Source organism: Streptomyces pilosus (genome assembly GCF_014649835.1).
In the GTDB taxonomy this organism is placed as follows: Bacteria; Actinomycetota; Actinomycetes; order Streptomycetales; family Streptomycetaceae; genus Streptomyces; species Streptomyces pilosus.
Genome location: NZ_BMTU01000011.1, coordinates 122,231 through 145,609 on the forward strand (window position 1 = coordinate 122,231; position 23,379 = coordinate 145,609).

The window sequence follows — 23,379 nt, forward strand, 5'->3', positions numbered from 1 at the left end:
GCGGGCGGTCAGCTGGTCCAGAACTCCCACCAGCGGGTCAGGATCAGCATGCCGATGATGCCGATGTGCAGGACCGGCAGGACCCAGGTGAACTCGCCGAAGAAGCCCTTCAGCCAGCCCGGCGCGGGCAGGAAGCCCTTGCGGACGTTGAACGACGTCACGTACCAGAACATGACGATCGTGGCGACCCAGGCCAGGCAGCACCACAGGCACAGGGCGTTGATCCGGTACAGCGACTGGAACGTCAGCCAGGCGCAGAAGACGACGCCGAAGAGCATGCCGGCGTTGAGGGTGAGCCAGTACCAGCGGGGGAAGCGGGCGCGGGCGAGCAGGCTCATGCCGACGCAGACCACGATGCCGTAGGTGACGAGGCCGAGCATCGGGTTGGGGAAGCCGAAGACGGAGGCCTGGTCGCTCTCCATGACGCTGCCGCAGGAGACCACGGGGTTGAGGCTGCACCCGGGGACGAACGTCTCGCCCGCGACCTTGGCCTCGAGCAGCTTGAACTTGTCGAGTGTGATCACCCACGCGGCGAGCACACCGGCGGCGCCGGTGATCACCAGGAGCAGGGCCAGGGCCCGGCTCGCGCCTTCGGTGCGGAGCGCGGAGGCGGGGCGCTCCGGCGAGGCCGGGGGTTCGGGCTCCATGTCGACGTCCCTGACTGTCGTCTTGCTCATCACGCCGATTCCGTCACTAGAGAGTGTGGACCTGCTTCGGGCTGGGGGCCATTGTGCCGTACGGGGCTGTGGATGTGCCGTTGAGCGGACACATGGCCATACCGGTGTTCGCCCGGAAGCGTCGCGTTCCGGCCGACGCGTGTCGGGGCGTCGTACAGGTGCTCGCCGCCGGTTCCCCCGCCGGGGTGCCGCGCGGCCGACGCGACGGGCGCCGGACACCCCGGAGGGCACCCGGCGCCCGTCGCGCGCGGTCAGCCGAGCCGCGACTCCAGCTCGGCCACGATCTCGTTCACGCCGACCGCCGTCTGCTCGCCGGACTGCATGTCCTTGAGCTGGACGACGCCTTCGGCGAGGTCGCGTTCGCCGGCCACGATCGTGTAGCGGGCGCCGCTGCGGTTGGCGTTCTTCATGGCGCCCTTGAGGCCCTTGCCGCCGTAGGCGAAGTCCGCGGCCACGCCGTTCTTGCGCAGCTCGGTGACCTTCGCGAACAGCACCCGGCGGGCCTCCTCGCCGAGCGGCACGGCGAACACGCTGGTGGTGGCGGGGAGTTCGAGCTGCACGCCCTCCGCCTCCAGGGCCAGCACCGTGCGGTCGACGCCGAGGGCCCAGCCGACCGACGGCAGCGCCGGGCCGCCGATCATCTCGGACAGGCCGTCGTAGCGGCCCCCGCCGCCCACCGCGGACTGCGAGCCCAGACCGTCGTGGACGAACTCGAAGGTGGTCCGCGTGTAGTAGTCCAGGCCGCGCACCAGCTTGGCGTCGTCCTCGAAGGTGACGCCCGCCGCCGTGATCAGCTCGCGCACCTCCTCGTGGTACGCCTTGCAGGCGTCGCAGAGGTAGTCGCGCAGCAGCGGCGCCCCGGTGAGCTGCTTCTGCACCGACTCCCGCTTGTCGTCCAGGACGCGCAGCGGGTTGATCTCCGCACGGCGCAGGGTGTCCTCGTCGAGGTCGAGGCCGCGCAGGAAGTCCTGCAGCGCGGCCCGGTACACCGGGCGGCACTCCTGGTCGCCGAGGCTGTTGAGCAGGATGCGGAAGTCTCGCAGGCCCAGCGAGCGGTACGCCTGGTCGGCGAGGATGATCAGCTCGGCGTCCAGCGCCGGGTCCTCGGCGCCGATCGCCTCGGCGCCGACCTGGGAGAAGTGGCGGTAACGGCCCTTCTGGGGGCGCTCGTAGCGGTAGTAGGAGCCCGAGTACCAGAGCTTGACCGGGAGGTTGCCGACCTTGTGCAGGTTGGCCTCCAGGGCGGCGCGCAGCACGGAGGCGGTGCCCTCGGGGCGCAGGGCGAGCCGGTCGCCGCCCTTGGTCTCGAAGGCGTACATCTCCTTGGTGACGATGTCGGTCGACTCACCGACACCGCGGGCGAACAGTTCGACGTTCTCGAAGCCGGGCGTCTCGATGTAGCCGTAGCCCGAGCCGCGCAGCGGGGCCGCGATGGCCTCGCGGACGGCGAGGTACTGGGCGCTGTCCGGCGGGATCAGGTCGTACGTGCCCTTGGGGGCCTTGAAGGTGCTCACGGAAGTCTCTCGTCACATTCCTCGTCGGGGAGCCTCGGCGGCGCCGCGTCCTTGGCGGTCCGCCGCCACCTGCCGCAGGTAGGGGTTGGTGGCGCGCTCCTGGCCGATGGTCGTCTGGGGGCCGTGGCCGGACAGCACCACGGTCGAGTCGTCGAGCGGCAGGCACACGCGGGCCAGCGAGTCGAGCATCTCGGCCATGTCACCGCCGGGCAGGTCGGTGCGTCCGACGGAGCCGGCGAACAGCAGGTCGCCCGAGAACATGACCGGCGGGATGTCCGCCGCCTCGGGCAGCCCGAAGGTCACCGACCCCTTGGTATGGCCCGGCGCGTGCGCGACGGAGAACTCCAGGCCCGCCAGGGCCAGCCGGGAGCCGTCGGTGAGTTCCCTGACGTCGTCCGGCTCGCCCACGGTCAGCTCGCCCATGAGCGGCATGCCGATGGCGCGGCCTATGCCCTTCTCGGGGTCGCTCATCATGTAGCGGTCCTCGGGGTGGATCCAGGCCGGTACGTCGTGCGCCCCGCACACGGGGACGACGGAGGCGACGTGGTCGATGTGGCCGTGGGTGAGGACGACGGCCACGGGCTTGAGCCGGTGCTTGGCGACCGCCTCCGCGACGCCGTCGGCGGCCTGGTGGCCGGGGTCGATGATCACGCACTCCTCACCGGCGGCGGGGGCGACGAGATAACAGTTCGTCCCCCAGGCCCCGGCGGGGAACCCGGCAATGAGCACGATCGTCCTTCGTTGTGTCGGTAAGGGAGGGCTTGCGACGGGGCTGCGCCCGTGGTCAGAGCCTACCGGCGCTGCCGATTCCTCAGCGAACCCATATACGGTACGGGGCACACGCAGGCGGTCGGCTCACCGCACGCTCGCACGCGTACCGGCCGGCACACGAGACGCATGAGGAGAGAACCCGGTGGTCAGCCAGGAACAGCGGCGGCGTCAGCTCGCCCGGGAGAAGTTCTTGCGGCAGCAGCAGCGGCGCACCGAGGCGCGCCGCAAGTCGCGGACGCGCAACTCGGTGATCGCGGCCGTGCTCGGTGTGGTCCTCGTGGGCGGCCTCGGCCTGTACACGACCGGGGCGCTCGAGGGGGACGACGACAAGAGCAACGCGAACGCGGAGGCCACGCCCAGCACGCCGCCGACCAGCAAGGCTCCGGACCCGTGCGACAAGCCCGCCGAGGGCGCGGTCAAGTCGCAGACGTGGAAGAAGGAGCCGGCCCTGTCGATCGACAAGTCGGCGAAGTACACCATGAAGCTGGACACCACCTGCGGGGCGATCGACGTGGCGCTGAAGGCGTCGGCGGCGCCGCACACCGTCAACTCCTTCGCGTTCCTCGCGGACAAGGGCTACCTCGACCACACCAAGTGCCACCGGCTCACCACCAACGGCATCTACGTGCTGCAGTGCGGTGACCCGACGGGCACCGGCACCGGCGGCCCCGGGTACACCATCCCGGACGAGAACCTGAAGGACGCGAGCCTGAAGGACAACACCTACCCGGCGGGCACGGTCGCGATGGCCAACACCGGGCAGAAGAACAGTGGTGGCAGCCAGTTCTTCCTGGTCTACCAGGACAGTCAGCTGCCGCCCAACTACACACCGTTCGGCACCGTGTCGGAGGCCGGCATGGCGGTGCTGAAGAAGATCGCGGGAGCCGGGGAGAACACCGGAGCGGGTGACGGGGCGCCCAACGCGACGGTCGTGATCGACAAGGCGACCGTCACCGAATCCTGAGCCCCAACTGCGTAATTTCGGTCGCGCGGGATGCGGACAGGCATCCCGTCGGTCGCCTATGTTGGCCGTGACGAAACTGTGGACGATGCCCGGGGGAGCTCGCAGGCCCCTTCGGCGGCATCATGTGGAGGAGGCGCTGTGAGCAGCGACCCGTGGGGCCGCGTCGACGAGACGGGGACCGTGTACGTGCGTACGGCCGACGGCGAGCAGGTCGTCGGTTCCTGGCAGGCAGGCTCCCCCGAGGAGGCGCTGGCCTACTTCGAGCGCAAGTACGAGGGCCTGGTTGTCGAGATCGGCCTCCTCGAGAAGCGAGTGAAGACCACCGACCTGTCGTCCAAGGACGCCCGGACCGCGATCGACCACCTGCGCGAGCAGGTCGACGCCCATCACGCGGTCGGTGACCTGGACGCCCTCAGGGCCCGGCTGGACAAGCTCGTGGAGCTGGTGGAAGCGCGTCGTGAGGAGCGCAAGGCGCAGCGGGCCCGGCAGTCCGACGAGGCGCGCCACGCCAAGGAGGCGCTGGTCGCCGAGGCGGAGGAGCTGGCGCGGTCGGACCAGTGGCGGGCGGCCGGTGAGCGGCTGCGCGCGCTGGTGGACACCTGGAAGGGCCTGCCGCGGCTGGACCGCAAGTCCGACGACGAACTGTGGCACCGGTTCTCGCACGCGCGGTCGGCGTTCTCCAAGCGGCGCAAGCAGCACTTCGCGCAGCTGGACGCACAGCGCGAGGAGGCCCGCAGGACCAAGGAACGGCTGGTCGCGGAGGCCGAGTCGCTGTCGGGCTCGACGGACTGGGGTCCGACGGCCGCCCGCTACCGCGATCTGATGACGGAGTGGAAGGCCGCGGGCCGCGCCCAGCGGGAGCACGAGGACGACCTGTGGAACCGCTTCCGCGGCGCCCAGGACGTCTTCTTCGCCGCCCGCAGCTCGGTCTTCGCCGAGCGGGACGCCGAGCAGGCCGAGAACCTCAAGCTCAAGGAGGAACTGGCCGGGGAGGCGGAGAAGCTGCTGCCGATCACCGACCTGAAGGCCTCCCGGGCCGCCTTCCGTGCGATCAACGAGCGCTGGGAGGCCATCGGCCACGTGCCGCGGGACGCCCGCCCGAAGGTCGAGGGGCGGATGCACGCCGTGGAGCGGGCCCTGCAGGAGGCCGAGGAGGCCGAGTGGCGCCGGACGAACCCGGAGGCACGCGCGCGTGCGGCGGGTCTGACCGGTCAGCTCCAGGCGGCCGTGGACAAGCTGAAGGGCCAGATCGAGCAGGCGCGCGCGCAGGGCAACACCGCCAAGGCGGAGAAGCTCGAGCGTGAGCTGGCGGGCCGCCAGGCCCTGCTGGACCAGGCGCTGAAGGGTCTGCAGGAGTTCGGCGGCTGAGACCGCCTCAGGAGACCGCCTCAGGTGAAGGAGGGGCCGCCGTACCTCGGGTACGGCGGCCCCTCCTTCATGTGTCCCTACGTGCGGTTGCGGGCCGAGGTGACGCGGTAGACGTCGTACACGCCCTCCACGCCGCGTACGGCCTTCAGGACGTGACCGAGGTGCTTGGGGTCGCCCATCTCGAAGGTGAAGCGGGAGGTGGCGACGCGGTCCCGGGAGGTCTGCACCGCCGCGGAGAGGATGTTGACGTGCTGGTCGGACAGGACACGGGTCACGTCCGACAGCAGCCGGGAACGGTCCAGGGCCTCGACCTGGATGGCGACCAGGAACACCGACGACTGGGTGGGCGCCCACTCGACCTCGAGGATCCGCTCGGGCTCGCGGGAGAGCGAGTCGACGTTGACGCAGTCGCTGCGGTGCACGGACACACCGCTGCCCCGGGTGACGAAGCCGATGATGGGGTCCCCGGGGACCGGGGTGCAGCAGCGGGCGAGCTTGACCCAGACGTCCTCGACGCCCTTGACGATGACACCCGGGTCGGAGCCCGCGCGGCGCTTGCGGCTGCGGCCGCGGGCCGGCGGGACGCTCTCGTCGATCTCCTCGGTGGCCGCCTCCTCGCCGCCGAGGGCCTGGACGAGCTTCTGCACGATGTTCTGCGCGGAGACGTGGCCCTCACCGATCGCCGCGTACAGGGCGGAGATGTCCGAGTAGCGCATCTCGTGCGCGAGGGTGACCAGCGAGTCGCCGGTGAGGATGCGCTGGATGGGCAGGTTCTGCTTGCGCATCGCGCGGACGATGGAGTCCTTGCCGTGCTCGATCGCCTCGTCCCGGCGCTCCTTGGAGAACCAGGCGCGGATCTTGTTGCGGGCCCGCGGTGACTTGACGAAGCCGAGCCAGTCGCGGGAGGGGCCGGCCCCGGCCGCCTTGGAGGTGAAGACCTCCACCAGGTCGCCGTTGTCGAGGGTGGACTCCAGCGGTACGAGACGGCCGTTGACGCGTGCCCCTATGGTGCGGTGGCCGACCTCGGTGTGGACGGCGTAGGCGAAGTCCACGGGGGTGGCACCGGCGGGCAGCGCTATGACGTCGCCCTTGGGGGTGAAGACGAAGACCTCGTTGCGGGAGAGGTCGAAGCGCAGGGACTCCAGGAACTCGCCCGGGTCCTCGGTCTCCTTCTGCCAGTCCAGGAGCTGCCGCAGCCACGCCATGTCGTTGACGGCGTCCTTGTCCTTGCCGGAGCCCTTGGGCACGTCGGTGCGGACCTTGGAGGCGCCGGCGACGGCCTCCTGCTTGTACTTCCAGTGCGCGGCGATGCCGTACTCGGCGCGGCGGTGCATGTCGAAGGTGCGGATCTGCAGCTCGACGGGCTTGCCGCCGGGCCCGATGACCGTGGTGTGCAGCGACTGGTACATGTTGAACTTGGGCATCGCGATGTAGTCCTTGAACCGGCCGGGGACCGGGTTCCATCGCGCGTGCACGGTGCCGAGGGCCGCGTAGCAGTCGCGGACGGTGTCCACGAGGACGCGGATGCCCACCAGGTCGTAGATCTCCGCGAAGTCACGGCCGCGGACGATCATCTTCTGGTAGACGCTGTAGTAGTGCTTGGGGCGGCCGGTGACGGTGGCCTTGATGCGGGCGGCCCGCAGGTCCTGCTGCACCTCGTCGGTGACGATGGCGAGGTACTCGTCGCGCTTGGGGGCGCGCTCGGCGACCAGGCGGACGATCTCGTCGTACATCTTGGGGTAGAGGATCGCGAAGGCGAGGTCCTCCAGCTCCCACTTGATGGTGTTCATGCCCAGCCGGTGGGCGAGCGGCGCGTAGATCTCCAGGGTCTCGCGCGCCTTCTTCTCCTGCTTCTCGCGCTTGAGGTAGCGCATGGTGCGCATGTTGTGCAGGCGGTCAGCGAGCTTGATGACCAGGACGCGCGGGTCCTTGGCCATGGCGACGACCATCTTGCGGACGGTCTCGGCCTGGGCGGCCTCGCCGAACTTGACCTTGTCGAGCTTGGTGACGCCGTCGACGAGGAGGGTGACCACGTCACCGAAGTCGCGGCGGAGGTCCTCCAGGCCGTACTCGGTGTCCTCGACGGTGTCGTGCAGCAGTCCGGCCATGAGTGTGGCCGGGTCCATGCCGAGCTCGGCGAGGATGGTGGTGACCGCGAGCGGGTGCGTGATGTACGGGTCGCCGCTCTTGCGCTTCTGGCCCCGGTGCCAGCGCTCGGCGACCTGGTAGGCGCGCTCGATCTGGCGCAGCGTGGCGTTCTCGATCTTGGGGTCGTTGCTGCGGACGATGCGCAGCAGCGGCTCCAGGACCGGGTTGTAGGGGTTGGCGCGCTGGACGCCGAGCCGGGCGAGGCGGGCCCGTACGCGGTTGGAGGAGCCGGAACGGGCGGGCTGGCCGGTGTTGGGGCGGGCCACGGCGGCCGAGCGGTCGGGCGGGGAAGGCTTGGGGCGCGTCTGCTCGGGCTTGTCGACGGGAGCGGACTGGGCGTGCTGGACCGGCCCACGCGCGTCGTTCTTCGCGTGGGGCGCGCTCGGCGCGGGCTTCGCCGCGGCCGCCGAGGCGGACTCGGGCTTGGCGGCGGTCAGGTGCTGGGCCTCGTCTGGCAAGAGGACTCCTCGTGCGCGATCCGGGTCCCCCGGTCAGGCTCCGGAGACCCCATGGTAGCGATCCCCTGCCCACGGATCGCCTGCGGAGCGGTGTGAGGACCGTCTACCCGGGAAACGCACGGGACGGACACCGGATTCCTCCGGAACCGGCCCATGCCGCACACGGGACCCGTCCGGCCCAGGCCCCACGCCGCGCACCGGGCCCGTCCGGTCGGTGCCCCGTGCCGCGCCCCGGGCCCGGGGCGGGCGACGCAAAGGGCGCCCCGGAACGGGTTCCGGGGCGCCCTTTCGTGTCCCGGGTGATCTGTCACACGGCGATGAGGGCTTCCAGCGGTGCCGCGCCCAGCGCGGTCTCCAGCCGCTGCCGTCCGCCGAGGAACGTCAGCTCCATCAGGACCGCGAGACCCGCGACCTCGGCGCCCGCCCTGCGGATGAGCTGCACCGACGCCTCGGCGGTGCCGCCGGTGGCGAGGACGTCGTCGATCACCAGGACGCGGTCGTCAGCGGTCAGGTCCTCCGCGTGGACCTCGATCTCGGCGGAGCCGTACTCCAGGTCGTACGCCTGGCTCAGGGTGGCTCCGGGGAGCTTGCCCGCCTTGCGCACGGGGATGAAGCCCAGGCCCGCCCGGACGGCCACCGGGGCGCCGAGGATGAAGCCCCGGGCCTCCAGGCCGACGATCTTGGTGGCACCGGTGCTCCGGGCGATGCCCGCGAGGACGTCGCTGAGGGCGGAGAACGCCTCGGGGTCCGCCAGGAGCGGGGTGATGTCCTTGAACATCACGCCCGGCTCCGGGTAGTCCGCCACGTCCCGGATGCGGCTGAGCAGCAGCGCCGGGACGTCCGTCAGCTCGGTCATCGTCGCCTCCCCGAGGGACGGCCCCGGCCGCGGTTGCGGGCCGCGGCCTGGCGCGGTCCGACCACCGCCGCGGCGCCGTCGTCGTCCCCGGGGTCGTCCCCGTGATCCCCTGCGGCGACCGTGGCCATCTGCGGGTCGCCCGGGTCCGCGCCCTGGGCACGCTTGGCCAGGACCCTCTTCCTGAGGGACTTCATCCCCGGCTCCAGCTCCTTCAGGTCGGCGACGAGCGGCGTCGCGATGAAGATCGAGGAGTACGCACCGGCGGCGAGACCGACGAACAGCGACAGCGAGATGTCGTTGAGCATGCCCGCGCCGAGGACGCCGCCGCCGATGAACAGCAGACCCGCCACCGGCAGCAGCGCGACCACCGTGGTGTTGATGGAACGGACCAGGGTGCTGTTGATGGAACGGTTGGCGATCTCGCTGTAGGTCCAGCGGGTCTGCTTGGTGATGTCCTTGGTCTGTTCCTTGAGGCTGTCGAAGACGACGACCGTGTCGTACAGCGAGTAGCCGAGGATGGTCAGCAGACCGATCACCGTGCCGGGTGTGACCTCGAAGCCGACGAGGGCGTAGATCCCGACGGTGATCGTGATGTCGTGGATCAGCGCGACGAACGCGGCGACCGCCATGCGCCACTCGAAGGCGATCGCCAGGTAGATCACCACGAGGATCATGAAGATGGCGAGGCCCTGCCACGCCTTGTTGGCGATCTGTTCGCCCCAGCTGGGCCCGACCAGTTCGGCGTTGATCTGCTCGGCGTTGACCTCGAGGTCCTCGGCGAGCGTGTCCTTGATCTTGTCCGAGGTGCCGGTGTCGATGCCGGCGACCTGGATGCGCAGGCTGCCGTCACCGAGCTTCTGGACGATGGCGTCGTGACCGGAGGCCTCCTCCGCGTACTCCTCGGCCGTGGAGACCGAGACGCTCATGTTCTTCGGGGTGGTGAAGACCGCTCCGCCCTGGAACTCGATGCCCATGTGCAGGCCGCGCACCGCCAGGCCGACGATGGCCAGGATGGTGATCAGGATGGAGACGCCGTACCAGATCTTGCGGTTCTTGACGAAGTCGTAGCCGACCTCGCCGTGGTGGAGCCGGGCTCCGAGGGTGCCGAGTTTCGACATCGCTCACGCCTCCTTCGACAGCGCGGGGGCGGCGGGACGGCGGGTGCGGCGCAGCGGTGGTTTGGCGCCCAGCGCCTTCGGGTCGAGCCCGGACCACTTGTGACCGCTCGCGAAGAACTTCCGGCGGGCCATCAGCGTCAGCAGCGGCTTGGTGAAGAAGAAGACCACCACGACGTCCAGCACGGTGGTCAGCCCGAGGGTGAAGGCGAATCCCTGCACCTTGCCGACGGTGACGACGAAGAGCACGGCGGCGGCGAGGAACGACACGAAGTCGGAGACCAGGATGGTGCGCCGGGCGCGCGGCCAGGCCCGCTCCACGGAGGGGCGCAGCGTGCGGCCCTCGCGGATCTCGTCCCGGACCCGTTCGAAGAACACGATGAACGAGTCCGCCGTGATGCCGATCGCGACGATGGCACCGCACACGGCCGGCAGGTTCAGCGCGAAGCCGATGGTCGGGCCGAGCAGCGACATGATCACGTAGGTGAGGGCCGCGGAGATCAGCAGGGAGGCGATGGCGATGAAGGACAGGCCCCGGTAGTAGACCAGCAGGTAGAGGACGACCAGGGCGAGGCCGATCGCACCGGCGATCAGGCCGGCCTCGAGCTGCTCACCTCCGAGGGCTGCGGTGACGGTGGTGACGCTGTCCTCGCGGAAGGTCAGCGGCAGGGCGCCGTAGGACAGCATGTTGGCCAGTTCCTGGGCCGACTGCTGATTGAAGTTGCCGGAGATCTCGGCGTTGCCGCCGGTCAGCGCCTGGCTCACGTACGGGTCGGAGACGACCTCGTTGTCCAGGACGATGGCGAACTGGTTCTGGGGCGACTGCTGCTGGGCGAGCCGGCCGGTGATGTCGGCGAACTTCTTGGAGCCGGCGTCGCTGAACTTCATGGTGACGGTCCAGCCGGCACCGGTCTGGGTGTTCAGGACGGCGTCGGCCTCGTCGACGTCCGTGCCGTCGACCGCGGCGGGGCCGAGGATGTACTTCTGCCACTGGCCCTGGGAGTTCTGGCCGCAGGCGACGGTGGAGTCGGTGGCCTTGGCGCCGTCACCGGCCTTGGCGCGGACGCTCTCCTTGGTGCAGTCGAGTGCCGCGTACTGGGCCTGGAGCTTGCTGTCGTCGCCGGAGGGGCCGCCGGTCGCGGACGGGGCGGGCTCGGCGGTGTCGCCGGCCTTGCCGCTCGGGGACGCGGAGGGGGTCTCGTCGGCCTTCAGGGCGTCGGTGACCGCGCGGCCCTGGGTGGTGGCGCTCGCCGAGGGGCTGCCGGAGGCGGACGGGGACGCGCCGTCGGTGGCCTTCTCGGTGGCCTCGTCCTTGCCGGAGTCCTGCTCCGAGCCGTCGCCGGTGGCGCTGGGCGTCGGAGCGGCGCCGCCGGCGGCGAGCTCGGTGGCGACGACGGGGCGGAAGTAGAGCTTGGCGGTGGTGCCGACCTGTTCCCGGGCCTGCTTGGAATTCGTGCCCTTGGGAATGTTGACGATGATGTTGCGGGTGCCCTGCGTCTGGACCTCGGCCTCGGAGACACCGAGACCGTTGACACGCCGCTCCATGATGGAGACCGCGGTGTCCATGTTGGTCTTGTTGATCGCGGACTCCTGGCCGGCCTCGGGGACCGCGGCCAGGGTGATGCTCGTGCCGCCGGCCAGGTCGATGCCGAGACGCGGAGTGGTGTGCCCTGAGGCGAACATTCCCCCGGTGAGCGCCACGATGGCGATAAGGATCAGAGCCAGCGAGCGCCACGGCTTACTCGTGGCGCTCGCGTTCTTTCCCTTTTTGAGTGCTGCCACCTTCTCGTACTCCCTCTCGGGCCGCCCCGCTCCCGGTCGAGGTGCGGGCGGCCATGACGTGGTGTCGGGATTCCGTGCGAGCTGGGCATGTCCCGGCGCGCGCGGGCAGCACCCGCGCGCCCCGGGACATGACTACTTCGCGTCGGAGTCGCCGTCGGACTTCTTCGGCTGCGCGTCCGCCGTGGCCTCGTCGGCGGTGTCGGCCGGCTTGTCGGCCGCGTCCTTCTTGCCGAGGTCGACAGGCGTGTCGTCGGAGGCGGCGGCAGCGTCGGAGGAGTCGTCGGTCTCGGTGAGGGAGGAGGCGTCGTCGGGGACGACGTCGGACTTCAGGTCGTGCTCGATCCCGTGGACGATGCGGTTGTACTCGTCGTCGGACAGGACGGCACCGATCGAGTTCTTGGCGAACAGCAGCTCGACGCCCGGGCCGGCGTCGAGGAGGACCGTGTCCTCGTTGACCTCCTTGACCGTGGCGTACATGCCCCCGATGGTGCGGACGCCGGAACCGGGCTGCATCTGGTTCCGCATCTCGATGGCCTCTTGCTGCTTCTTCTTGGCCGACCGGGTCATCAGGAACATGGCCCCGATGAGCACAATGAACGGGAGGAGGGTCAGGAGACTCACGGGTCGGAACTTCCTTCACACGACCGCGCTGGTGAACGGCCTGATGGTTGGGGGTATGTGATGCCGCCGGCAACGGTGGCATCGGCGGAGTCTAAGCGAGTCCGCGTCAACGGAACAACGCTCAGCATGGCACCCAGGTTCCTGCCTGGGCCAACGCCCTCGCCGTCACGTCCCGAACAGGTCCCCTTGTCCGTTTCCAGGGGTCTGTGAGCGGGGCGGTGCGAGGCCGAGGTGCGCCCACGCCGCCGGGGTGGCGACCCGTCCGCGGGGGGTGCGGGCGAGCAGTCCCTCCCGAACCAGGAAGGGCTCGGCCACCTCTTCCACGGTCTCACGCTCCTCCCCCACCGCGACAGCGAGCGTGGACAGGCCGACCGGTCCGCCGCCGAAGAGTTTGAGCAGTGCCTCCAGCACCGACCGGTCCAGCCGGTCCAGGCCCCGGGCGTCGACCTCGTAGACGGCGAGGGCCGCCGCGGCGATGTCCCGGGTGATCCGGCCGTCGGCCTTGACCTGTGCGTAGTCCCGGACGCGGCGCAGCAGCCGGTTGGCGATCCGGGGCGTGCCGCGGGAGCGGCCGGCGATCTCCGCGGCGCCGTCGGTGTCGATCTCCACGTCGAGCAGGCTCGCCGAACGGTGGACGACCCGCTCCAGCTCGGCGGGCTCGTAGAACTCCATGTGCGCGGTGAAGCCGAAGCGGTCGCGCAGCGGGGGCGGCAGCAGGCCGGCCCGGGTGGTGGCGCCGACCAGGGTGAAGGGGGGCAGTTCGAGGGGGATGGCGGTGGCGCCGGGGCCCTTGCCGACGATGACGTCGACGCGGAAGTCCTCCATGGCCATGTAGAGCATCTCCTCGGCGGGCCGGGACATGCGGTGGATCTCGTCGAGGAAGAGGACCTCGCCCTCCTGGAGGGAGGAGAGGATCGCCGCGAGGTCGCCGGCGTGCTGGATGGCGGGGCCCGAGGTGATGCGGATGGGGGCTTCCATCTCGGCGGCGATGATCATCGAGAGGGTGGTCTTGCCGAGGCCGGGGGCGCCGGAGAGCAGGACGTGGTCGGCGGTGGCGCCGCGTGCCCGGGCGGCGCGCAGGACGAGGTCGAGCTGTTCACGGACCTTCTCCTGGCCGATGAACTCGCCGAGGTCCTTGGGGCGCAGGGCGGCCTCGACGGCCTGGTCCTCGTGGTCGGCGACAGGGCCCACCAGCCGCTCGCCGGTGGCGTCGGTGTCGGTGGTGTCGTCCCAGTTCATGTGCGTTGCCTCGGCTCTCGGTGCGGGCTATCGGGCGCGGTTCAGCGTCTGGAGGGCGGCCTTGAGGAGCCGGCCCACCTGCGGGGTCCCCCCGGCGGCCTCCGCCTGCGGCGCGACCGCGGACACGGCCTCGTCGGCCTCGCGGGTGGCGTAGCCGAGGCCGATCAGGGCGGCGTGCAGCTGGTCGCGCCAGCCGGCGGTGACCGGTGCGCCGACGGCGGGGGCGCCGACCGGCTCGCCGAGGCGGTCCTTCAGTTCCAGCAGCAGCTTCTGGGCGCCCTTCTTGCCGATGCCGGGAACGGCGGTCAGCGCCTTCTCGTCGCCGGTGGAGACGGCTCTGCGCAGGGCGTCGGGGGCGTGCACGGCGAGCATCGCCTGGGCCAGCCGGGGGCCGACGCCGCTGGCGGTCTGGAGCAGCTCGAAGACCTGGCGCTCGTCGTCGTCGGCGAAGCCGTACAGGGTCAGGGAGTCCTCACGGACGACGAGCGAGGTGGCGAGCTTCGCGGGCCGGCCCACGCGGAGCGTGGACAGCGTGTTCGGCGTGCACTGCACGGCCATGCCGACACCGCCCACCTCGACCACCGCGGTGTCGGGGGCGAGGGCGGCGACCGTGCCGCTGACGAAGGCGATCATGTCGTACGGCCTTTCGATGCGTGCGGGGAGCGGGGCGTGCGGGCCGTCCCCGGCACCCGGGCGGTGGCGGCGGCGTGCCGGGCGGCGGCCTGCTGGAGCCGGTTCTGGGCGGGGGCGCGCCAGATGTGGCAGATGGCGAGCGCGAGGGCGTCGGCGGCGTCGGCGGGCTTCGGCGGCGCGTCGAGCCGCAGCAGCCGGGTGACCATGGCGCCGACCTGGGCCTTGTCGGCGCGGCCCGATCCGGTGACGGCGGCCTTGACCTCGCTGGGCGTGTGCAGGGCCACGGGGATGCCGCGGCGGGAGGCGCACAGGATGGCCACCGCGCTGGCCTGTGCGGTGCCCATCACGGTCCGCACGTTGTGCTGGCTGAAGACGCGCTCCACGGCGACGAACTCGGGCCGGTGCTCGTCCAGCCACTGTTCGAGGCCCTGCTCGACGGCGACGAGCCGGTGGCCGAGGTCGGCGTCCGCCGGCGTGCGGACGACGCCCACGCCGATCATGGTGAGGGGCCTGCCCGCGACCCCCTCGACGACGCCCACACCGCACCGGGTCAGTCCCGGGTCCACCCCCAGTACGCGCACGCGCCGGCCCTCTCCCTCGATCACCTGTTTGTGCAGGCTATCGGGTGCCACTGACAGAGCGACGGGCCGGCGGAGGTGTCCCGCCGGCCCGCTGGGCAGTGGACGCGTTACGCGTCGACCTTCTCCATGATCTCGTCGCTCACGTCGAAGTTGGCGAAGACGTTCTGCACGTCGTCGCTGTCCTCCAGGGCGTCGATGAGCTTGAAGATCTTCCTGGCGCCCTCCTCGTCCAGCTCGACCTGCATGGTCGGGACGAAGTTGGCCTCGGCGGAGTCGTAGTCGATCCCGGCGTCCTGGAGGGCGGTGCGCACGGCGACGAGGTCGGTGGCCTCGCTGAGCACCTCGAAGGACTCACCGAGGTCGTTGACCTCCTCGGCGCCGGCGTCCAGGACGGCGGCGAGGACGTCGTCCTCGGTCAGCTCGCCCTTGGGGACGATCACCACGCCCTTGCGGTGGAACAGGTACGACACCGAGCCCGGGTCGGCCATGGAGCCGCCGTTGCGGGTCATGGCGACGCGCACGTCGGAGGCGGCACGGTTGCGGTTGTCGGTGAGGCACTCGATGAGCACCGCGACACCGTTGGGACCGTAGCCCTCGTACATGATCGTCTCGTAGTCCGCGCCACCGGCCTCGAGACCGCCACCGCGCTTGATGGCGGAGTCGATGTTCTTGTTCGGTACCGACTGCTTCTTGGCCTTCTGGACGGCGTCGTAGAGCGTGGGGTTGCCGTCCAGGTCGACGCCGCCCATACGCGCGGCGACCTCGATGTTCTTGATCAGCTTCGCGAAGAGCTTGCCGCGCTTGGCATCGATCACGGCCTTCTTGTGCTTCGTCGTGGCCCATTTAGAGTGGCCGGACATCTGCCTGTCTCCTTCGCGTAACCCATCTCTGCAACGAACGCAGGAATCCTACAAGGACTCGGCCGCCCGCTTCGCCCTCGTCATGTCGACGAAGAGGGCGTGCACGCGGTGGTCGCCGGTCAGTTCCGGGTGGAACGACGTGGCCAGCGCGTTGCCCTGGCGGACCGCGACGATGTGACCGGCGTGTTCGGCGAGCACCTCGGCCCCGGCTCCGACGGACTCCACCCAGGGTGCCCGGATGAAGACGCCCTCGACAGGGTCGCCGGGGACGCCCTCGACGTCGACCGCCGCCTCGAAGGACTCGTTCTGCCGTCCGAAGGCGTTGCGGCGCACGATCATGTCGATGCCGCCGACGGTCTCCTGGCCCGAGCGCGGGTCGAGGATCTTGTCAGCCAGCATGATCATGCCCGCGCAGGTGCCGTAGACCGGCATGCCGTCGCGCACGCGCGCGCGGAGGGGCTCCATCAGGCCGAAGAGGACGGCCAGCTTGGAGATCGTGGTCGACTCGCCGCCGGGGATGACCAGGCCGTCGACCTCGGCGAGTTCCCCGGGCCGCCTGACCGGCCTGGCCACGGCGCCGGCCGCGGCCAGGGCGGTCAGGTGCTCCCGTACGTCGCCCTGGAGTGCCAGGACGCCGATGACAAGGGCGTCGCTCATCAGCGGACTACCAGCCGCGGTTGGCGTAGCGCTCGGTCTCGGGGAGGGTGTCGCAGTTGATGCCGACCATGGCCTCGCCGAGGTTGCGGGACGCGTCCGCGATGATCTTCGGGTCGTCGTAGAAGGTGGTCGCCTTGACGATGGCGGCGGCACGCTTGGCCGGGTCGCCGGACTTGAAGATGCCGGAGCCGACGAAGACGCCCTCGGCGCCGAGCTGGCGCATCAGAGCGGCGTCGGCCGGGGTGGCCACACCGCCGGCGGAGAACAGCACGACGGGCAGTTTGCCCAGCTCGGCGACCTCCTTGACCAGTTCGTAGGGGGCGCGCAGTTCCTTGGCGGCGGCGTACAGCTCGTTGTTGTCGTAGCCGCGCAGGCGGGCGATCTCGTTCTTGATCTGGCGCAGGTGGCGCACGGCCTCGACGACGTTGCCGGTGCCGGCCTCGCCCTTGGAGCGGATCATCGCGGCGCCCTCGGCGACGCGGCGCAGCGCCTCGCCCAGGTTGGTGGCACCGCACACGAAGGGGGTGGTGAAGGCCCACTTGTCGGAGTGGTTGACCTCGTCGGCCGGGGTGAGGACCTCGGACTCGTCGATGTAGTCGACGCCGAGCGACTGGAGCACCTGGGCCTCGACGAAGTGGCCGATGCGGGACTTGGCCATGACGGGGATGGAGACCGCGTCGATGATGCCCTCGATCATGTCCGGGTCGGACATGCGGGCCACGCCGCCGTCCTTGCGGATGTCGGCCGGGACCCGCTCCAGGGCCATGACGGCGACGGCTCCGGCGTCCTCGGCGATCTTCGCCTGCTCCGGAGTGACGACGTCCATGATCACGCCGCCCTTGAGCTGCTCGGCCATGCCGCGCTTCACACGGGCGGTGCCGGTCTCGGGACCCTGGTTTTCGGAGAGCGTGCTGGACACGAATGACCTCGCTGAGGGGGAAGGGGGGGTTTCTGCAGCACTGAGGAAACGTGAACGGAGCAGGCCACAGCAAGGGCCAATGAGAAGCCGGTGGATCGTTTTCGAGCGGAGCGGTGCCCGGTGCGGGGCGGACAAGGGCCGTCAGGCGGCCCGCTCGATCAGGGCGGCCGGGGGCTCGTCGTCCATCTCGAAAGCCATGGGGAAGGGCGCGTGCCCGGCCAGCCGGAACCAGCGCACCTTGCGGTGGCGGCGCAGGGCGCGTGCGGCGCGTACGGCGTCGTTGTGGAAGCGGCGGGCCATCGGCACCCTGCGCACCGCTTCGGCGAGTTCCAGGGTCGCGTCCTCCCCTCCGGGCACCTCCCTGACCGCGTCCACCTGCTGCGGCTCGGCGAACACCGCGCGCAGGGCCTGGGTCAGCTCGCTCTCGGCCACCTCGCGCTGTTCCTCCACCGCCTGCCGCGCGGCGTGCGCGGCCTCGTACAGGACGATCGAGGCAGCGGGGTCGAGCACCCCGGAGGTGGCCAGTTCCTGGGCCACGGAGGCGCGGCGCAGCAACTGGGCGTCGAGCGCGGCGCGGGCGGCGTCGATGCGGGCGTGCAGCCGGTCCAGCCTCCCCGCCGTCCAGCTCAGGTAGAGACCGATGGCGACGAGGGCGACGAGGATCCAGATGAGGGTTGCGGTCACGGGCGGCAAGGCTAGTACCGCCGGCGCCGGCCGCCGTCCCTGGGGCGCGCCCCGTCCCCCTCGGCCCGGAGCTCCGCGGCCCGGCGCCCGGATCCCCCGGCTCCGGACGGGCCGTCACCCGCCCGCCCTCCGGGCGGGCCGTGCGGGCCCGCGCTCAGTCCCTGGCCAGGCCCAGGCGGGCCCTGAGCCCGGTCGCGCGGTCGTCCGCCGCGACCGCCGCCGCCCCGGCCGTCACCGTCTCGTAGACGGACAGGATGTCCGCGCCGACCGTCGACCAGTCGAAGCGGCGGACGTGGGCGCTGCCGCGCCCGCTCAGCTCCGCGCGGCGCCCGGGGTCGCCGAGGAGCCGCAGCGCGGCCCCGGCGAGCGCGTCCGCGTCCTCGTTGGCGAACAGCTCGCCCGCCGCGCCCCGGTCGAGGACCTGGGCGAAGGCGTCGAGGTCGGAGGCGAGCACCGGCGCGCCCGCGGACATCGCCTCGACCAGGATGATGCCGAAGCTCTCCCCGCCGGTGTTGGGTGCCACGTACACGTCGACGCTGCGCAGCAGGCGGGCCTTGTCCTCGTCGCTGATCATGCCGAGGAACTCCACACGCGGCCGGAGCTCCGCGGGCAGCGACTCGACGGCCTCCTCCTCGTCGCCCCGGCCCGCCACCAGCAGCCGCGTCTGCGGACGGGCGGCGAGGATCTTCGGCAGCGCCTTCATCAGCACCGGCAGGCCCTTGCGGGGCTCGTCGATGCGGCCGATGAAGCCGATGGTGTCCCCCTGCCACTCCGGTCTGGGCTCGGCCCCGGCGAAGAAGTCGACGTCGACGCCGTTGGGGATGACCACCGCGTCGCCACCCAGGTGCTCGACGAGGGTGCGGCGGGCGTACTCGCTCACCGCGATCCGCGCGCTGATCTTCTCCAGGGCGGCCTGCAGGATCGCGTACGCGGCGATCATCGCGCGGGAGCGCGGGTTGGACGTGTGGAAGGTGGCGACGATCGGCCCCTCGGCCGCCCAGCAGGTCAGCAGGCCGAGCGAGGGCGAGGTCGGCTCGTGGATGTGGACGACGTCGAAGGCGCCCTCGTGCAGCCAGCGCCGCACCCGCGCGGCCGACAGGAAACCGAAGTTGAGCCGGGCCACCGAGCCGTTGTAGGGCACGGGCACCGCGCGGCCCGCCGAGACCACGTACGGCGGCAGGGGGGTGTCGTCGTCGGCCGGGGCGAGGACGGACACGTCGTGGCCGAGGCGGATGAAGTACTCCGCCAGGTCCCGGATGTGGAACTGGACGCCACCCGGCACGTCCCAGGAGTACGGGCAGACGATGCCGATCCTCACGACGTGGTCCCCTCCTGGCCCGCGGCCGGGGACGTCGCGGGGTCCCGCGCGGGGTCGAGGTCCTTCAGCCACAAGCGCTGCAGCATGTGCCAGTCCTCCGGATGGTCGGCGATCCCCGTGGCGAAGGCGTCGGCCAGCGCCTGTGTCATGACGGACGTCTTCTCGGCGCGCGTGCCCGACGGCGGCACCTCGACCGGCGGATGGACCCGCCCCCGCATCACCGGCGAGTCGTCGTACCAGAGCGTGACCGGCAGCAGCCGGGCCCCGGTGTGCTGGGCCAGCAGGGCGGGACCGGCCGGCATGCGGGCGGTCTCGCCGAAGAAGCCGACCTCGACGCCGGAGGAGGACAGGTCGCGGTCGGCGACCAGGCAGACCAATCCGCCGTCGCGCAGCCGCCGCGCCAGGGTGCCGAAGGCGGTGCCGCCGGTGTGCGGGAGCACCTCCATGCCGAGGCCCTCGCGGTAGGCGACGAACCGGTCGTACAGCGTCTCGGGCTTCAGCCGCTCGGCGACGGTGGTGAACGGTATGCCCAGCTTCGTGGTGACCCAGGCTCCGGCGAGGTCCCAGTTGGCGAGGTGCGGCAGCGCGAGGACGACGCCCTTGCCGGCCGCCATGCCGTCGGTCAGATGATGGAGGTCCTTGACGTCGAGGCCGGACGCGATGCGCTCGGCGCTCCAGGCGGGCAGCCGGAACGACTCCATCCAGTAGCGCAGGTACGACCGCATGCCCGCACGGGACAGCTCCGCGAGCCGCTCCGGTCCGGCGTCCGGCACCACGCGCGCGTAGTTGCTCTCCAGCCGCAGCACGCCCTTGCCGCGCTGCTTCCACGCGACATCGGCGATGGTCCTCCCCAGGCGCACGGCGACCGGCTCGGGGAGCTTCTTGACGGTGCCCCAGCCGGCGCCGTACAGGGCGTCGGTGAGCCGCTCCTGGGCGCTCATTTCGCGGCCTCGCTCCCCCGGGTCTCCGGCGACTCCGCGCCGGCCGCGTCCGCCTCGGCCGCCTCGGCCGCCTCGGCGTCGGCGGCCTCCGCCTCGGCGGACTCCCGGCGCACGGTGACGACCCGCTGGATCAGCGTGACGAGGCTGCCGACGGCGACGATCCACAGGGCGACGGGCAGCAGGTACTGGATTCCCGGCACGCCGAAGGCGTGCAGCCCGGCGAGGCCGGCCGCGACCAGCGAGATCACCAGCCGCTCGGCCCGTTCGACCAGGCCGTTGACGGCGACCGGCAGCCCGATCGACTCGCCGCGCGCCTTGGTGTACGACACCACCTGGCCGCTGGCCAGGCAGAAGATCGACACCGCGCACAGGACGTTGTTGTCGCCCTCTCCCGCGTACCACAGGGCGAAGCCGCCGAAGACGGCCCCGTCCGCGACCCGGTCGAGGGTGGAGTCCAGGAAGGCCCCCCAGCGGCTGGACCGGCCGAGCTGGCGGGCCATGTTGCCGTCGACGAGGTCGGAGAAGACGAACAGCGTGATGACGATCGTGCCCCAGAAGAACTCGCCCATGGGGTAGAAGACCAGCGCCCCCGCGACCACACCGGCGGTGCCGATGAGCGTGACCGTGTCGGGGCTGACCCCCCGCCGGATGAGAAACGCGGCGAACGGTGTGAGGACACGCGTGAAGAATGCACGCGCGTACTTGTTCAGCATGGCCTTCCCGACGGTCGGTGTGGCCGCGCGGCCCTGCTGGCCACCGGCGGGCCCAATCGTAGCCACGCGCACGGGTGGGCGACGGGCGTACCCCCGCGGCGGGGGCGGCGTCCCCGCCCACCGCGGGCGGGGACGCCGCCGGGATCGCGTCGTTCGTATGGACGCACCGTGGCGGGAGTGGAAAGCTCGAATGACCGCGGGCGTCGCCGGAGCCGCACCGCACGCGGATTCCGCGGGTCCGCGCCCACAGTGACCTCACCGTGCACGGGAGGCAGGATCATGGGCGACAAGGCGCATGCACACCCCGGGGCCGCCGGCAGGGCGCGAGCGGCCGACCACCCCACGTCCATACGGAATGTGGTGCTGGTCGGCCACTCCGGATCGGGCAAGACGACACTGGTGGAGGCCCTCGCGCTGGCCGCGGGGGCGGTGAACCGGGCGGGCCGTGTGGAGGACGGCACCGCCGTCTCCGACTACGACGACATCGAGCACCGCCAGCAGCGCTCGGTACAGCTCTCGCTGGTGCCGGTCGAATGGGACGGCATCAAGGTCAACCTGCTGGACACCCCCGGGTACGCCGACTTCGTCGGGGACCTCAGGGCCGGTCTGCGAGCGGCGGACGCGGCCCTCTTCGTCGTCTCCGCCTCGGACGGCGTGGACGGCTCGACCCGCATGGTGTGGGACGAGTGCGCGGCGGTCGGCATGCCGCGCGCCATCGTCGTCACGCACCTGGAGGCCGCCCGGGCGGACTTCGACGAGATGACCCGCGTCTGCGCGGAGGCGTTCGGCGGGGACGACCCCGACGCCGTGCTGCCGCTGTACCTGCCGCTGCACGGACCGGAGGGGCCCGACGGGCACGCGCCCGTGCACGGTCTGATCGGCCTGCTCACCCGGAAGCTGTTCGACTACTCCGGCGGCGAGCGCAAGGAGTCCGAGCCCGGCGAGGAGCAGCTGCCCCTCATCGAGGAGGCCCGCGGCCGGCTCATCGAGGGGATCATCTCCGAGAGCGAGGACGAGACCCTCATGGACCGCTACCTCGGCGGTGAGGAGGTCGACGTCGGGACGCTGATCGAGGACCTGGAGCGGGCCGTCGCACGGGGGGTGTTCTTCCCCGTGCTGGCCGCCGCCCCCGCCGCCGAGGGCGCCCGCCAGGGGCTCGGCACGGTCGAGCTGCTGGAGTTGATCACCGGCGGCTTCCCGACCCCCCTGGAGCACGGTACGCCGACGGTGACCACGGTCGACGGCAGGCCCCGCGAGCTGAAGCCGTGCGACCCGGACGCCCCGCTGGTCGCCGAGGTGGTGAAGACGTCGTCCGACCCCTACGTCGGACGGATCTCCCTGATCCGTGTCTTCTCCGGCACGCTGCGCGCCGACCAGACCGTCCACGTCTCCGGGCACGGGCTGGGCGACCGGGGTCACGAGGACCACGACGTGGACGAGCGGATCGGCAACCTGTCCACCCCGTTCGGGAAGCAGCAGCGGCCCGTGTCGCACGTCATCGCCGGGGACCTCGCGTGCGTGGCGAAGCTGAGCCGCGCGGAGACCGGCGACACGCTGTCCGCCAAGGACGACCCGCTGCTCGTGGAGCCCTGGGAGATGCCCGATCCGCTGCTGCCGCTCGCCATCGAGGCGCACAGCAAGCCGGACGAGGACAAGTTGTCCCAGGGCCTGGCGCGGCTGGTCGCCGAGGATCCGACGATGCGGCTGGAGCAGAACCAGGACACCCACCAGGTGGTGCTGTGGTGTCTGGGCGAGGCGCACGCCGACGTGGCCCTGGAGCGGCTGCGCAGCCGCTACGGCGTCCAGGTCGACGTCGTACCGCACCGGGTGTCGCTCAGGGAGACCTTCGGCGGCAAGGCGGCCGGGCGCGGCCGGCACGTCAAGCAGTCGGGCGGGCACGGGCAGTTCGCCATCTGCGAGATCGAGGTGGAGCCGCTGCCGAACGGCTCGGGCATCGAGTTCGTGGACAAGGTGGTCGGCGGCGCCGTCCCCCGGCAGTTCATCCCCTCGGTCGAGAAGGGCGTCCGGGCGCAGGCCGTCAAGGGTGTCGCGGCGGGTCACCCGCTCATCGACGTGCGGGTGACGCTGCTGGACGGCAAGGCGCACTCGGTGGACTCCTCCGACGCCGCGTTCCAGACGGCGGGCGCGCTGGCGCTGCGCGAGGCCGCCTCCGGGACGAGGATCCACCTGCTGGAGCCGGTGGCCGAGGTGAGCGTCCTGGTGGGCGACGAGTACGTCGGCCCCGTGATGAGCGACCTCTCCGGCCGGCGCGGCAGGGTGCTGGGCACCGAGCAGTCCGCCGGGGGGCGCACCCTGATCAGGGCCGAGGTCCCGGAGATCGAGATCGACCGCTACTCCGTCGACCTGCGCTCCCTCTCCCACGGCACCGCCCGCTTCAGCCGCCGGTACGCGCGGCACGAGCCCATGCCGCCGCAGGTCGCGGAGCGGGTCACGGAGGAGGCGCGCACGGCCTCGTAGTCCGCGCCGGGCGCTCGCCGGACGAGCCGGTGGGCGCCCGCGTACGCCGTCCGTGCCGCGACGGGCCGGGAGTGCTTCACTC

Annotated in this window: 21 protein-coding genes; 3 read left to right on the forward strand and 18 right to left on the reverse strand. The window is 71.4% G+C overall.

The features are described 5' to 3' along the window. Positions 1-8: 8 nt before the first annotated feature. From IE118_RS24780 to IE118_RS24790, 3 genes are all read right to left on the reverse strand, one after another. On the reverse strand, positions 9-677 hold the full coding sequence (locus IE118_RS24780) for a vitamin K epoxide reductase family protein (RefSeq protein WP_189560246.1): 669 nt from the start codon (positions 675-677) through the stop codon (positions 9-11). A 251-nt stretch (positions 678-928) separates the two neighbouring features. Continuing rightward, positions 929-2,191 (reverse strand): histidine--tRNA ligase, encoded by a 1,263-nt coding sequence (hisS, locus tag IE118_RS24785; protein WP_189560247.1) that lies wholly within the window; start codon positions 2,189-2,191, stop codon positions 929-931. A 12-nt stretch (positions 2,192-2,203) separates the two neighbouring features. Beyond that, complete coding sequence (locus IE118_RS24790) at positions 2,204-2,920, reverse strand: MBL fold metallo-hydrolase (protein ID WP_189560248.1); 717 nt, start codon at positions 2,918-2,920, stop codon at positions 2,204-2,206. Between the two features lie 184 nt (positions 2,921-3,104). Here IE118_RS24790 and IE118_RS24795 point away from each other — a divergent pair, with 184 nt between their 5' ends. Both IE118_RS24795 and IE118_RS24800 read left to right on the forward strand, forming a co-directional pair. Next, the gene (locus IE118_RS24795; RefSeq protein WP_189560249.1) at positions 3,105-3,926 is read left to right on the forward strand and encodes a peptidylprolyl isomerase; all 822 of its coding nucleotides are present in this window, start codon (positions 3,105-3,107) and stop codon (positions 3,924-3,926) included. Positions 3,927-4,064: 138 nt separating this feature from the next. Beyond that, positions 4,065-5,294: a DUF349 domain-containing protein gene (locus tag IE118_RS24800; protein WP_189560250.1), complete on the forward strand. Its 1,230-nt coding sequence runs from the start codon at positions 4,065-4,067 to the stop codon at positions 5,292-5,294. A 77-nt stretch (positions 5,295-5,371) separates the two neighbouring features. On the opposite strand, the gene relA is transcribed toward IE118_RS24800, so the two are convergent. From relA to pgsA, 15 genes are all read right to left on the reverse strand, one after another. After that, positions 5,372-7,900 carry a GTP pyrophosphokinase gene (relA, locus tag IE118_RS24805; RefSeq protein ID WP_189560251.1) on the reverse strand — a complete coding sequence of 843 codons (2,529 nt, stop codon included), beginning with the start codon at positions 7,898-7,900 and terminating at the stop codon, positions 5,372-5,374. 307 nt (positions 7,901-8,207) lie between these two features. Further along, positions 8,208-8,756: an adenine phosphoribosyltransferase gene (locus IE118_RS24810; RefSeq protein ID WP_189560252.1), complete on the reverse strand. Its 549-nt coding sequence runs from the start codon at positions 8,754-8,756 to the stop codon at positions 8,208-8,210. Then, positions 8,753-9,874 carry a protein translocase subunit SecF gene (gene secF, locus IE118_RS24815; protein WP_189560253.1) on the reverse strand — a complete coding sequence of 374 codons (1,122 nt, stop codon included), beginning with the start codon at positions 9,872-9,874 and terminating at the stop codon, positions 8,753-8,755. The genes IE118_RS24810 and secF overlap by 4 nt, the downstream gene beginning before the upstream one ends. A 3-nt stretch (positions 9,875-9,877) precedes the next feature. Next, entirely contained in the window at positions 9,878-11,653 is a 1,776-nt protein-coding gene (gene secD, locus IE118_RS24820; protein WP_189560254.1) for a protein translocase subunit SecD, read from the reverse strand. Positions 11,654-11,785: 132 nt separating this feature from the next. Then, positions 11,786-12,274, reverse strand: coding sequence for a preprotein translocase subunit YajC (gene yajC, locus IE118_RS24825; protein ID WP_189560255.1), 489 nt, complete (start codon positions 12,272-12,274; stop codon positions 11,786-11,788). A 165-nt stretch (positions 12,275-12,439) separates the two neighbouring features. Beyond that, the gene (gene ruvB, locus IE118_RS24830) at positions 12,440-13,513 is read right to left on the reverse strand and encodes a Holliday junction branch migration DNA helicase RuvB (RefSeq protein ID WP_189560256.1); all 1,074 of its coding nucleotides are present in this window, start codon (positions 13,511-13,513) and stop codon (positions 12,440-12,442) included. 27 nt (positions 13,514-13,540) lie between these two features. Next, positions 13,541-14,146 (reverse strand): Holliday junction branch migration protein RuvA, encoded by a 606-nt coding sequence (gene ruvA, locus IE118_RS24835; protein ID WP_189560257.1) that lies wholly within the window; start codon positions 14,144-14,146, stop codon positions 13,541-13,543. After that, complete coding sequence (gene ruvC, locus IE118_RS24840; RefSeq protein ID WP_189560258.1) at positions 14,143-14,727, reverse strand: crossover junction endodeoxyribonuclease RuvC; 585 nt, start codon at positions 14,725-14,727, stop codon at positions 14,143-14,145. Before ruvC ends, ruvA begins: the two co-directional genes overlap by 4 nt. Before the next feature lie 107 nt (positions 14,728-14,834). Then, positions 14,835-15,587 carry a YebC/PmpR family DNA-binding transcriptional regulator gene (locus IE118_RS24845; protein ID WP_189560259.1) on the reverse strand — a complete coding sequence of 251 codons (753 nt, stop codon included), beginning with the start codon at positions 15,585-15,587 and terminating at the stop codon, positions 14,835-14,837. 48 nt (positions 15,588-15,635) lie between these two features. Beyond that, on the reverse strand, positions 15,636-16,244 hold the full coding sequence (gene pdxT / locus IE118_RS24850; RefSeq protein ID WP_189560260.1) for a pyridoxal 5'-phosphate synthase glutaminase subunit PdxT: 609 nt from the start codon (positions 16,242-16,244) through the stop codon (positions 15,636-15,638). A 7-nt stretch (positions 16,245-16,251) separates the two neighbouring features. Further along, positions 16,252-17,163: a pyridoxal 5'-phosphate synthase lyase subunit PdxS gene (pdxS, locus tag IE118_RS24855; protein WP_189560261.1), complete on the reverse strand. Its 912-nt coding sequence runs from the start codon at positions 17,161-17,163 to the stop codon at positions 16,252-16,254. A gap of 141 nt (positions 17,164-17,304) precedes the next feature. Beyond that, positions 17,305-17,847 carry a LemA family protein gene (locus tag IE118_RS24860; protein ID WP_189560262.1) on the reverse strand — a complete coding sequence of 181 codons (543 nt, stop codon included), beginning with the start codon at positions 17,845-17,847 and terminating at the stop codon, positions 17,305-17,307. Between the two features lie 154 nt (positions 17,848-18,001). Next, a complete protein-coding gene (locus IE118_RS24865; RefSeq protein ID WP_189560263.1) occupies positions 18,002-19,165 on the reverse strand; it encodes a glycosyltransferase family 4 protein in 1,164 nt (387 codons plus the stop codon). Continuing rightward, the gene (locus IE118_RS24870; protein ID WP_189560264.1) at positions 19,162-20,106 is read right to left on the reverse strand and encodes a phosphatidylinositol mannoside acyltransferase; all 945 of its coding nucleotides are present in this window, start codon (positions 20,104-20,106) and stop codon (positions 19,162-19,164) included. Before IE118_RS24870 ends, IE118_RS24865 begins: the two co-directional genes overlap by 4 nt. Beyond that, the gene (gene pgsA, locus IE118_RS24875) at positions 20,103-20,885 is read right to left on the reverse strand and encodes a phosphatidylinositol phosphate synthase (protein WP_373298428.1); all 783 of its coding nucleotides are present in this window, start codon (positions 20,883-20,885) and stop codon (positions 20,103-20,105) included. Before pgsA ends, IE118_RS24870 begins: the two co-directional genes overlap by 4 nt. 213 nt (positions 20,886-21,098) lie before the next feature. Between pgsA and IE118_RS24880 the strand changes: the two genes are divergently transcribed. Beyond that, the gene (locus IE118_RS24880; protein ID WP_189560265.1) at positions 21,099-23,297 is read left to right on the forward strand and encodes an elongation factor G-like protein EF-G2; all 2,199 of its coding nucleotides are present in this window, start codon (positions 21,099-21,101) and stop codon (positions 23,295-23,297) included. Positions 23,298-23,379: the final 82 nt, after the last annotated feature.

Bases quoted from the DNA above. Each gene is read 5' to 3' on its own strand.
- IE118_RS24780 (WP_189560246.1), bottom strand. From the start codon at position 677: ATGAGCAAGACGACAGTCAGGGACGTCGACATGGAGCCCGAACCCCCG.
- IE118_RS24810 (WP_189560252.1), bottom strand. From the start codon at position 8,756: ATGACCGAGCTGACGGACGTCCCGGCGCTGCTGCTCAGCCGCATCCGG.
- secF (WP_189560253.1), bottom strand. From the start codon at position 9,874: ATGTCGAAACTCGGCACCCTCGGAGCCCGGCTCCACCACGGCGAGGTC.
- ruvB (WP_189560256.1), bottom strand. From the start codon at position 13,513: ATGAACTGGGACGACACCACCGACACCGACGCCACCGGCGAGCGGCTG.
- ruvA (WP_189560257.1), bottom strand. From the start codon at position 14,146: ATGATCGCCTTCGTCAGCGGCACGGTCGCCGCCCTCGCCCCCGACACC.
- IE118_RS24845 (WP_189560259.1), bottom strand. From the start codon at position 15,587: ATGTCCGGCCACTCTAAATGGGCCACGACGAAGCACAAGAAGGCCGTG.
- pdxT (WP_189560260.1), bottom strand. From the start codon at position 16,244: ATGAGCGACGCCCTTGTCATCGGCGTCCTGGCACTCCAGGGCGACGTA.
- IE118_RS24870 (WP_189560264.1), bottom strand. From the start codon at position 20,106: ATGAGCGCCCAGGAGCGGCTCACCGACGCCCTGTACGGCGCCGGCTGG.
- IE118_RS24880 (WP_189560265.1), top strand. From the start codon at position 21,099: ATGGGCGACAAGGCGCATGCACACCCCGGGGCCGCCGGCAGGGCGCGA.